8 protein-coding genes are annotated in these 9,042 nt (G+C 72.5%); 6 read left to right on the top strand and 2 right to left on the bottom strand.

Going from position 1 to position 9,042, the window contains the following annotated elements; genetic code table 11:
* Positions 1-90 precede the first annotated feature (90 nt).
* On the bottom strand, positions 91-846 hold the full coding sequence (locus ABH937_RS26555) for a MerR family transcriptional regulator (RefSeq protein WP_280691608.1): 756 nt from the start codon (positions 844-846) through the stop codon (positions 91-93).
* A 153-nt stretch (positions 847-999) separates the two neighbouring features.
* Here ABH937_RS26555 and ABH937_RS26550 point away from each other — a divergent pair, with 153 nt between their 5' ends.
* From ABH937_RS26550 to ABH937_RS26525, 6 genes are all read left to right on the top strand, one after another.
* A complete protein-coding gene (locus ABH937_RS26550) occupies positions 1,000-2,541 on the top strand; it encodes a flavin-containing monooxygenase (protein WP_370219711.1) in 1,542 nt (513 codons plus the stop codon).
* Entirely contained in the window at positions 2,538-3,470 is a 933-nt protein-coding gene (locus ABH937_RS26545; RefSeq protein WP_370219710.1) for an alpha/beta fold hydrolase, read from the top strand. Before ABH937_RS26550 ends, ABH937_RS26545 begins: the two co-directional genes overlap by 4 nt.
* On the top strand, positions 3,467-4,363 hold the full coding sequence (locus tag ABH937_RS26540) for an SDR family oxidoreductase (RefSeq protein ID WP_370219709.1): 897 nt from the start codon (positions 3,467-3,469) through the stop codon (positions 4,361-4,363). Before ABH937_RS26545 ends, ABH937_RS26540 begins: the two co-directional genes overlap by 4 nt.
* Positions 4,364-4,478: 115 nt before the next feature.
* Positions 4,479-5,528 carry a glycosyltransferase family 2 protein gene (locus ABH937_RS26535; RefSeq protein WP_370219708.1) on the top strand — a complete coding sequence of 350 codons (1,050 nt, stop codon included), beginning with the start codon at positions 4,479-4,481 and terminating at the stop codon, positions 5,526-5,528.
* 46 nt (positions 5,529-5,574) lie between these two features.
* Positions 5,575-6,348: an SDR family NAD(P)-dependent oxidoreductase gene (locus tag ABH937_RS26530; RefSeq protein ID WP_370219707.1), complete on the top strand. Its 774-nt coding sequence runs from the start codon at positions 5,575-5,577 to the stop codon at positions 6,346-6,348.
* Between the two features lie 114 nt (positions 6,349-6,462).
* Positions 6,463-8,364, top strand: coding sequence for an ABC transporter ATP-binding protein (locus tag ABH937_RS26525; RefSeq protein WP_370219706.1), 1,902 nt, complete (start codon positions 6,463-6,465; stop codon positions 8,362-8,364).
* Here ABH937_RS26525 and ABH937_RS26520 read toward each other — a convergent pair.
* A complete protein-coding gene (locus ABH937_RS26520) occupies positions 8,337-9,005 on the bottom strand; it encodes a lysophospholipid acyltransferase family protein (protein WP_370219705.1) in 669 nt (222 codons plus the stop codon). The genes ABH937_RS26525 and ABH937_RS26520 overlap by 28 nt on opposite strands.
* Positions 9,006-9,042: the final 37 nt, after the last annotated feature.

Here is a 9,042-nt window from a genome sequence, read left to right as displayed (position 1 = left end):
AGCCCGCAAGACAGGCACGACGAAGCCAGCAGCGAAGAAGACGAAGAAGTCCAACACCCCTCGCCCCCGCCGCACAGGTTAAAGATCAAGCTAGCGTCGTCGGCGCAGCAGCCCGTCGTACTCGGCGTGCACCCGGCGGTCCAGCGCGAGGCCGAACTGGGCGTCCGCCACCGTGCGGGCCAGCGGGCGGATCCGGGTGACCTGCTCGGTCAGGTGGGCGGCCTCGCCCGGCGGCAGCGGCTGGTCGGCGGCCAGCGCGGCGAGCAGCTGGTCGCGGATCAGGCCGACGAAGACCTCGGCCATCGCGTCCGCGTACTCCTGCGCCTTGCGGCTGGCGTCCAGCACGGCGGCCAGCGGGATGTCCTCCTCGATCAGCGCGACGGTGGCGTCCATCAGCCGCCGGCTGACATGGGTGATGCCGTCGTCGGTGACCGTGATGTACCCCTGGGCCAGCGACTCGGCGGTGTTGGCCTCGGTGAGCTGATCGCCGAAGGCGTCGCGCAGCTCGTCCCAGCTCAGCGAGACGGGGGTCTCGTCCGACCAGGGGGAGATGATCGCGGCCTCCAGGCCGATCAGCTCGGCCACGTCCCGGCCGCGCTCGCCGGCGCCGATCAGCTCGGCGATGCCGCCCAACGTGTGACCGCGCTCCAGGAGTTCGGCGATCACCCGCAGCCGGGCCAGGTGCGCCTCGCCGTACCAGGCGATCCGGCCCTCCTTGCGCGGTGGCGGCAGCAGCTTGCGCTCGCGGTAGAAGCGCAGGGTGCGGGTGGTGATGCCGGCGGCCGCCGCGAGCTCCGCCACCCGGTACTCGCGCGGACCGGCCGCTTCGCTCTCGATCTCCGCCACGTCGTCAGCATAGGGCGCCAGGGGCGGGAAATCGGCTCGGTCGGACGTCTTCCTAGACGCGCTGTCAACAGCTACCCTGCCAATCGTGCCAGTAATCACTGGCGCGATTGGCCTCCTCGTACGCTTAGGCGCCCCCCAGAGAGGACCCGCCGCATGGCAGCCAGCAGCTCCGAGCAACGCACCAGCCCGCAGTCACCCGACGCCACCCCGCACGTCAGTGTCGCCGTGATCGGCTCCGGCTTCGGCGGAATCGGCGCCGGCGTGCGGCTGCGCCGGGCCGGCATCACCGACTTCGTGATCCTGGAGCGGGCCGACGCGGTCGGCGGCACCTGGCGCGACAACAGCTACCCGGGCTGCGCCTGCGACGTCCCCTCGCACCTCTACTCCTTCTCCTTCGCGCTCAACCCCGACTGGCCGCGCAGCTTCTCGGGACAGGGGGAGATCCGCGCGTACCTGGAGCGGGTCACCGACACCTTCGGCCTGCGCCCGCACCTGCGGCTGAACCACGAGGTCACCGAGGCCCGTTGGGAGGCCGAGCGGACCCGCTGGCGGGTCACCACCACGGGCGGCGAGTGGACCGCCGACGCGCTGGTCTCCGCCACCGGGCCGCTCTCCGACCCGTCCGTCCCCGAGGTGCCGGGGCTGGCCGAGTTCCCCGGCCAGGTCTTCCACTCCTCGCAGTGGGACCACGACCTCGACCTGACCGGCAAGCGGGTCGCGGTGGTCGGCACCGGCGCCTCCGCGGTCCAGATCGTGCCCGCGATCCAGCCCAGGGTCGGCAAGCTGACGCTCTTCCAGCGCACTCCCGGCTGGGTGCTGCCGAAGGTCGACCGGGAGATCAGCGCGCTGGAGAAGCGGGTGCACCGGGCCCTGCCGGCCACCACCGCGCTGCGCCGGGCGGCCCTCTTCGCGACCCGCGAGCTGCAGGTGGACGCCTTCGTGCGCCGCCCGGGCGCGCTCAAGCTGGTGCAGAAGCTGGCCGAGCGGCACCTGGCCCAGCAGGTCCGCGACCCGCGGCTGCGGGCCAAGCTCACCCCCGACTACCGGATCGGCTGCAAGCGGATCCTGCTCAGCCAGACCTACTACCCGGCGCTGGCCGCGCCCAACAGCGAGGTGGTGGCGTCCGGGCTGCGCGAGGTGCGCGGCTCGACCCTGGTGGCGGCCGACGGCAGCGAGCACCAGGCCGATGTGATCATCTTCGGCACCGGCTTCCACGTCACCGACATGCCGATCGGCGCCAAGGTCTTCGGCGACCAGGGACAGAGCCTGGCCGAGGAGTGGAAGGAGGGAATGGAGGCGCTGCGCGGCTCCACCGTGCGCGGCTTCCCCAACCTCTTCTTCGTGATCGGTCCGAACACCGGGCTCGGCAACAGCTCGATGATCCTGATGATCGAGTCCCAGCTGAACTACCTGATCGACGCGCTCAGCACGCTGCGCTCGGTGGGCGCCACCGCCCTGCAGCCCACCGAACGGGCCCAGCGGCACTGGAACCAGCGCCTGCAGCACAAGATGTCCCGCACCGTCTGGACCACCGGCGGCTGCCGCAGCTGGTACCTGACCGAGGACGGCAAGAACACCACCCTGTGGCCCGGCTCCACCGGCGCCTTCCGCCGCGCCACCCGCCGGATCGACCTGGCCGAGTACGACCTGATCAAGCGTCAGGTGCCCGCCGCCCCCGTGGAGGTCCACGCGTGAACCACTCCGATCTCGTGCTGCCCGAGCCCGCCGAGCGCCTGCGGGTCCGCTCCGCCGACGGCAGTTGGCTGAACGTCGAGGCCTTCGGCCCCGCCGGCGCCCCGACCGTCGTCCTCTCCCACGGCTGGACCTGCAACTCCGCGTTCTGGGCCCCGGTGGTCAACCGGCTGGCCACCGACCACCGGGTGATCGCCTACGACCAGCGCGGCCACGGCCGCAGCGACATACCCGCCACCCGGGACGGCTACTCCACCCGGGCCCTGGCCGACGACCTGGAGGCGGTGGTCACCCGGGTGCTGCCCGAGGGGGAGCGGGCCGTGCTGGCCGGTCACAGCATGGGCGGGATGACCATCATGGCGGCCGGCGGCCGCGGTGCGGTGGCCGCCCGGACGGCGGCGGTGCTGCTCTGCAGCACCGGCCCGAACGACCTGACCGACCTGCTGCTCCTGGTCCCGCCGGCGGTGCGCGCACCGGCCGTGCGGCGCCTGCTGCACCGTCAGGTCCTGCAGTCCCGGCTGCCGCTCGGCCCGGTCACCGGCCTCTCCAAGGCGCTGCTCAAGTACGGCACGATGGGGCCCGCCACCCCCGCCGAGCGGGTCGCCGCCTGCGCCGCCATCGTGCACACCTGCCCCACCCCGGTGCGCGCCCACTGGGCGCGGGTGCTCGGCGAACTGGACGTCCGGCCCGGCCTGACCATGATCGAGGCGCCCACCGCGATCGTGGTCGGCAGCCACGACAAGCTCACCCCGCCGGTGCACGCCCACGCCATGCGCGCCGCGCTGCGCCGGTCCGACGGCCTGACCGAACTGCCCGGCGTCGGGCACATGGCCCCCGTCGAGCGCCCCGACGAGGTCGGCGCCGAGATCCGCCGCCTCGTCACCACGTACCTGACCACTGACGTGACCCGCGAGAGGACCGACGTCGCATGACTGTTCCGCCGCTGAACGCCCAGGTCGTCGTCGTCACCGGCGCCGCCCGCGGCCTCGGTGCCCTGATGGCCCGCCGGCTGGCCGACCGCGGGGCCCGGGTGGCCCTGGTCGGCCTGGAGCCCGCCGAGCTCAAGGCCGCCGCCGAGCAGTGCGGCCCCGAGGCCACCAGCTGGGAGGCCGACGTCACCGACCTGGTCGCGCTGAGCGCCGTGGCCCAGCAGATCAAGGAGCGCTACGGCCGGATCGACACCGTGGTGGCCAACGCCGGCATCGCGATCGGCGGACCGCTGCTGGACAGCGACCCGGCCGCCTACAGCCGGGTGATCGAGGTCAACCTGCTCGGCAGCGTCACCACCGCCCGCGCCTTCCTGCCCGCGCTCACCGAGACCCGCGGCTACCTGCTGCAGATCGCCTCACTGGCCGCGATGACCCCCGCGCCGCTGATGAGCGCCTACTGCGCGAGCAAGGCGGGCGTCGAGGCCTTCGCGCACGCGCTGCGCGCCGAGGTGGCGTACCAGGGCGTCAAGGTCGGGGTCGGTTACCTCAGTTGGACCGACACCGACATGGTGCGCGGCGCCGACCAGGACGACGTGATGCGCGAGATGCGCGCCAAGCTGCCCTGGCCGGCCAACCGGACCTACCCGATCGGGCCCGCGGTGGACCGGCTGGTGGCCGGGATCGCCCGCCGCTCCGCGCACGTCTACGCCCAGGCCTGGCTGCGCGGCATGCAGCCGGTGCGCTGGATCCTGCCGCCGCTGGTCGCCGCCGTCGGCTCCCGCGAGGTGGCCCGGATGGCGCCCCGGCTGGCCGCCACCGCCGCCGCCCGGCTGCGCCCGGTGGGTGCGGGCGGGGCCGCCGACGAGGCGTCCCGGGGCAGTCGGGCCGAGCGGTAGGATCGGCCGTCGTCCCACCGTCGGCCGGTCGCTCTCCGGCGACCGGCCACCGGCCGATCGCACGCCCTCGATCGTCCGATCGCGCCCCCTGATCGTCGAAAGGCCCGCGCAGCCGATGGCCCCTCGCCTCTCCGTCGTCGTCCCGATCTACAACGTCGAGCGCTACCTCGAGGAGTGCCTCGACTCGATCGCCGCGCAGACCTTCGAGGACTTCGAGTGCGTCATGGTCGACGACGGCTCGACCGACACCAGCGCCGCCATCGCGAAGGTGTACGCCGCCAAGGACGCGCGGTTCCGGCTGGTCCAGCAGGAGAACAAGGGCCTGGGGGCGGCCCGCAACACCGGCTGGCGGCACCTGACCGAGGGCACCGAGTACCTGGCCTTCGTGGACAGCGACGACACCCTGCCGCGCGGCGCCTACCAGCTGATGATCGGCACGCTGGACAAGACCGGCTCGGACTTCGCGGCCGGCAACGTGCTGCGCTTCCGCTCCACCGGCTCCTACCAGTCCGGCGCCCACGTCAAGCCGTTCCGGCAGACCCGGCTGAAGACCCACGTCACCGAGCTACCGTCGCTGGTCACCGACCGCACCGCGTGGAACAAGGTCTACCGGCGCGACTTCTTCGACGGCGCCGGGATCCTGTACCCCGAGGGCATCCTGTACGAGGACGCCCCGGTCAGCGTGCCGCTGCACTACCTGGCCGGCGCCGTGGACGTGCTCGCCGAGCACATCTACCACTGGCGCGAGCGCGAGCTGGACGACCCGTCGATCACCCAGGGGCGCACCAACCCCAGGGGCCTGGTCGACCGGGTCCGCTCGATGGAGCTGGTCCGCGAGTGGCTGCTGGCCCGCCCCGAGCCGAAGTTCGCCGAGCACCTGCGCTCCTACGACCACAACTGCCTGGTCGAGGAGATCCCGATGTTCTTCTGGTGGGTGCCGGACGGCGACAAGGCGTACCGCGCGCTCTACCAGCAGCACGTCAGCCGGCTGCTGGAGGCGATCGGCGTCGAGCGGATCCGCGACCTGCGCACCCCGCTGCGGGTCAAGTACCAGCTGACGCTGGCGAACCGGATGGACGAGTTCGTCGCGCTGCAGCGCTTCCACCGCCTGTACCGGCGCCGGATGCGCCAGCTGCGGGCCCGGGCGGCGGCCGCGAAGGCCTGACGACCCGTCAGTGACGCGGGTCGGCGCGACCCGCTAGCGTCGCGCCATGACAACTGCTCTCATCACCGGCGCGACCGCCGGTATCGGCGCCGCCTTCGCCCGCCGCCTGGCCGGTGACGGCCATGACCTGGTGCTGGTCGCCCGCGACACCGAGCGGCTGACCGCGGCCGCCGCGGCGCTGGCCGACCGCTTCGGCGTGCGGACCGAGGTGCTCACCGCCGACCTCGCCACCGAGGCGGGGATCGGCGCGGTCGAGGAGCGGCTGCGGGACGGCGAGCGACCGATCGGGATCCTGGTCAACAACGCCGGCTTCGGCAACAAGGGCGCCTACCTGAGCGTCCCGCTGGAGCAGGAGCTGGACATGGTCAAGGTGCACATCGAGGCGGTGCTGCGGCTGACCACGGCGGCGGTGCCCGGGATGCGCGAGCGCGGCTTCGGCGGCGTGGTCAACGTGGCCTCCGTCGCGGCCTTCGTGCCGCGCGGGACCTACGGGGCGAGCAAGGCCTGGATGGTCAACTTCACCCTGGGCGCGGCACGCGACCTGGCCGGCAGCGGGGTGCGGCTGCTGGCGCTCTGCCCCGGCTTCACCCGTACCGAGTTCCACCAGCGGGCCGGCATGGGCACCAGGAACATCCCGGCCTGGGGCTGGCTCTCGGCCGAGCGCGTGGTGGACGAGGCGCTGCGCGACCTGGCCCGGGGCCGCAGCCTGTCGGTGCCGAGCAGGCGGTACAAGCTGGTGGTGGCGATCGCCCGGCTGCTGCCGGCGGGCGGGCTCGGCGGCCTCTCCTCGAAGGCGGCCCGGACATATCGGGCGGACTGACAGTGTTCTGTAGACCGAAGTGGGGAGGCTCGGAATAACGAGTGGGCGTAGCTCATTATTAGGTCAGCTAACAATGAGCTATCCTCTTCATATCGCCGTCCCCTCGGAGGTTTCATGAGGCCCGACACCATCAACTGGACACCGCCCGCCCGCGAACCGGACGAGCCGCGCCCACCCGCGCAGATGCGCCGGATCCTGGCGCTGTTCCGTCCCTATCGAGGGCGACTGGCGGTGGTCGGGCTGCTGGTCGGCGCCTCCGCCGTGGTCTCGGTGACCACCCCGTTCCTGCTGCGAGCCGTACTCGACGTGGCGATACCGCAGGGCCGCACCGGCCTGCTCAGCCTGCTCGCGCTCGGCATGATCGCGGCCGCCGTGGTCAACAGCGTCTTCAACGTGCTGCAGACGCTGATCTCCACCACCGTCGGCCAGCGGGTCATGCACGACCTGCGCACCGGCGTCTACACCCACCTGCAGCGGATGTCGCTGGCCTTCTTCACCCGGACCCGCACCGGCGAGGTGCAGTCCCGGATCGCCAACGACATCGGCGGCATGCAGTCCACCGTCACCTCCACCGCCACCTCGCTGGTCTCCAACCTGACCAGCGTGGTCGCCACCGTGGTCGCGATGGCCGCGCTGGACTGGCGGCTGACCGTGGTCTCGCTGCTGCTGCTCCCGCTCTTCGTCTGGATCAGCCGCCGGGTCGGCAACGAGCGTCGCAAGATCACCACCGAGCGGCAGCGGCAGCTGGCCCGGCTCTCCTCGGCCGTCCAGGAGTCGCTGTCGGTCAGCGGGATCCTGCTCGGCCGCACCATGGGCCGCTCCGGCTCGCTCTCCCGCGAGTTCACCGAGCAGAGCGACGAGCTGGCCGAGCTGGAGGTCCGCGCCAGCATGGCCGGGCGCTGGCGGATGAACGTGATCCAGATCGTGATGGCCGCGATGCCCGCCGTCATCTACTGGGCGGCCGGCCTGGCCGCGAGCGGCGGCGCGCCGATCGTCTCGATCGGCACCCTGGTCGCCTTCGTCACGCTCCAGCAGGCGCTCTTCCGCCCCTCCGTCCAGCTGCTCTCCACCGGCGTGGACGTGCAGACCTCGCTGGCGCTCTTCCAGCGGATCTTCGAGTACCTGGACCTGCCGGTGGAGATCGCCGAGCCCGCCGACGCGGTGCGCCTGCCCGCCGTGCACGGCGAGGTCCGGTTCGACCACGTGGACTTCGGCTACGACCCCGAGCGCCCGGCCGGCACGCTGGCCGACATCGACCTGACCGTGCCGGCGGGCAGCTCGCTGGCCCTGGTCGGCGAGACCGGCTCCGGCAAGACCTCGCTCAGCTACCTGGTGCCGCGCCTGTACGACGTGACCGGCGGCCGGGTCGCCATCGACGGCGTGGACGTGCGCGAGCTGGCCTTCGAGACGCTCTCCTCGGCGGTCGGCGTGGTCTCCCAGGAGACCTACCTGTTCCACGCCTCGGTCGCCGAGAACCTGCGCTTCGCCAAGCCCGACGCCACCGACGAGGAGCTGGTCGAGGCCGCGCGGGCGGCGCAGATCCACGACCACATCGCCGGTCTGCCGGACGGCTACGACACCCTGGTCGGCGAGCGCGGCTACCGCTTCTCCGGCGGCGAGAAGCAGCGGCTGGCGATCGCCCGGACCATCCTGCGCAATCCGCCGGTGCTGATCCTGGACGAGGCCACCAGCGCGCTGGACAACCAGACCGAGCGGGCGGTCCAGCAGGCGATCGACGCGCTGGCGGTGGGGCGCACGACGATCACCATCGCGCACCGGCTCTCCACGGTCCGGCAGGCCGACCAGATCGCGGTGCTGGACGCCGGCCGGGTGGTGGAGCTGGGTACTCACCAGGAGCTGCTCGACCGCGGCGGCCGCTACGCGGCGCTGCTGCGCCGGGAGGCACCGGGGGAGGGCGAGCCGGCGGGAGTCGAGCCGGCGGCGGTCGGGGCGGCGGGCGGCGAGCCGGTCGCCGTGGGCGCCTCGGCTCAGGCGGCCTTGGGCGACTCGTTGTAGACCTCGGCGAGTTCCTGCCCGGACAGCTCGTGGATCGCGGCCATCACCTGGTCGGTCACCTGGCGGCGGACCTTGGCCGAGCGGGCCTGGCCGTGCAGCTCGGAGAAGTCCAGCGGCTCACCGAAGCGCACCGTCACCTTGCGCAGCCGGGGCCGGCGCCTGCCCACCGGCAGGATCTCCTCGGTGCCCGCCAGCGCCACCGGCACCACCGGGACGCCCGCGGTCAGCGCCAGCCAGGCGACGCCCGTCTTGCCCCGGTAGAGCCGCCCGTCCAGTGAGCGGGTGCCCTCGGGGTAGATCCCGAAGGCGTTCTTCTCCTCCAGGATCTCCAGCGCGGCGTTCAAAGCGGCCTGGGCGAGGTGGATCTCGCCGCGCTGCACCGGGACGGCGTCGATCGCCTTGAAGAAAGCCCGGGACATCCGGCCCCTGAAGCCGGTCCCGGTGAAATATTCCGCCTTGGCCAGGAAGCTGATCGGACGTGGTGCCGTGAGCGGGATCACCACGCTGTCGATGAACGACAGGTGGTTGCTGGCCAGGATCACCCCACCCTTGCGCGGCACGTTCTCCAGGCCCTCGACGGTCGGCCGGTAGACGGCCTTGGCGAGCGGCTTGAGTACGAGCTTGGTGACGATCTTGATCATGCGGACCCTCCCCGGGCACCCGGTCCTGGACCGTCCC

It is taken from the genome of Kitasatospora sp. GAS1066B, assembly GCF_041262605.1.
Taxonomy (GTDB): Bacteria; Actinomycetota; Actinomycetes; order Streptomycetales; family Streptomycetaceae; genus Kitasatospora.
This window is presented reverse-complemented; position numbering and strand designations above follow the sequence as displayed.